The organism is Radiobacillus sp. PE A8.2, assembly GCF_045635475.1.
Lineage (GTDB): Bacteria > Bacillota > Bacilli > Bacillales > Amphibacillaceae > JBJGXI01.
In genome coordinates this window covers 1-1,283 of record NZ_JBJGXI010000103.1, presented here as the reverse complement: position 1 = coordinate 1,283, position 1,283 = coordinate 1, and the positions used below count along the sequence as shown (strand labels likewise).

At 54.6% G+C, this 1,283-nt stretch carries 1 rRNA gene; it reads left to right on the top strand.

The window, feature by feature from the left end:
- Nucleotides 1-1,283, top strand: a 23S ribosomal RNA gene (locus tag ACI6MV_RS24880); the annotation flags it as partial.

Below are 1,283 nucleotides of genomic sequence, written 5' to 3'. Positions count from 1 at the left end.
GGATTTCACACTGCCAAGAAAAGCCTCTAGTAAGGTCTAAGGTGCCCGTACCGCAAACCGACACAGGTAGGCGAGGAGAGAATCCTAAGGTGAGCGGGAGAACTCTCGTTAAGGAACTCGGCAAAATGACCCCGTAACTTCGGGAGAAGGGGTGCTTCTTGCATGAGAAGCCGCAGTGAAAAGGCCCAAGCGACTGTTTAGCAAAAACACAGGTCTCTGCGAAGCCGAAAGGCGAAGTATAGGGGCTGACACCTGCCCGGTGCTGGAAGGTTAAGGGGAAATGTTAGCTCTTCGGAGCGAAGCTTTGAACCGAAGCCCCAGTAAACGGCGGCCGTAACTATAACGGTCCTAAGGTAGCGAAATTCCTTGTCAGGTAAGTTCTGACCCGCACGAAAGGTGCAACGACTTGGGCACTGTCTCAACGAGAGACCCGGTGAAATTATACTATGCGTGAAGATGCGCATTACCCGCGACAGGACGGAAAGACCCCGTGGAGCTTTACTGTAGCCTGATATTGAATGTTGGTACAGTTTGTACAGGATAGGTGGGAGCCTGAGAAGCGTGAGCGCTAGCTTACGTGGAGGCGCCGGTGGGATACCACCCTGACTGTACTGACCTTCTAACCCAGGACCGTGATCCGGTCCGGAGACAGTGTCAGGTGGGCAGTTTGACTGGGGCGGTCGCCTCCTAAAGAGTAACGGAGGCGCCCAAAGGTTCCCTCAGAATGGTTGGAAATCATTCGTAGAGTGTAAAGGCAGAAGGGAGCTTGACTGCGAGACCTACAAGTCGAGCAGGGACGAAAGTCGGGCTTAGTGATCCGGCGGTGCCGCATGGAAGGGCCGTCGCTCAACGGATAAAAGCTACCCCGGGGATAACAGGCTTATCTCCCCCAAGAGTCCACATCGACGGGGAGGTTTGGCACCTCGATGTCGGCTCATCGCATCCTGGGGCTGTAGTCGGTCCCAAGGGTTGGGCTGTTCGCCCATTAAAGCGGTACGCGAGCTGGGTTCAGAACGTCGTGAGACAGTTCGGTCCCTATCCGTCGTGGGCGCCTGGAAGTTTGAGAGGAGCTGTCCTTAGTACGAGAGGACCGGGATGGACACACCGCTGGTGCACCAGTTGTTCTGCCAAGAGCATAGCTGGGTAGCTACGTGTGGAAGGGATAAGTGCTGAAAGCATCTAAGCATGAAGCCCCCCTCAAGATGAGACTTCCCATCATTTTAAATGAGTAAGATCCCTCAGAGACGATGAGGTTGATAGGTTCGAGGTGGAAGCGTGGTGAC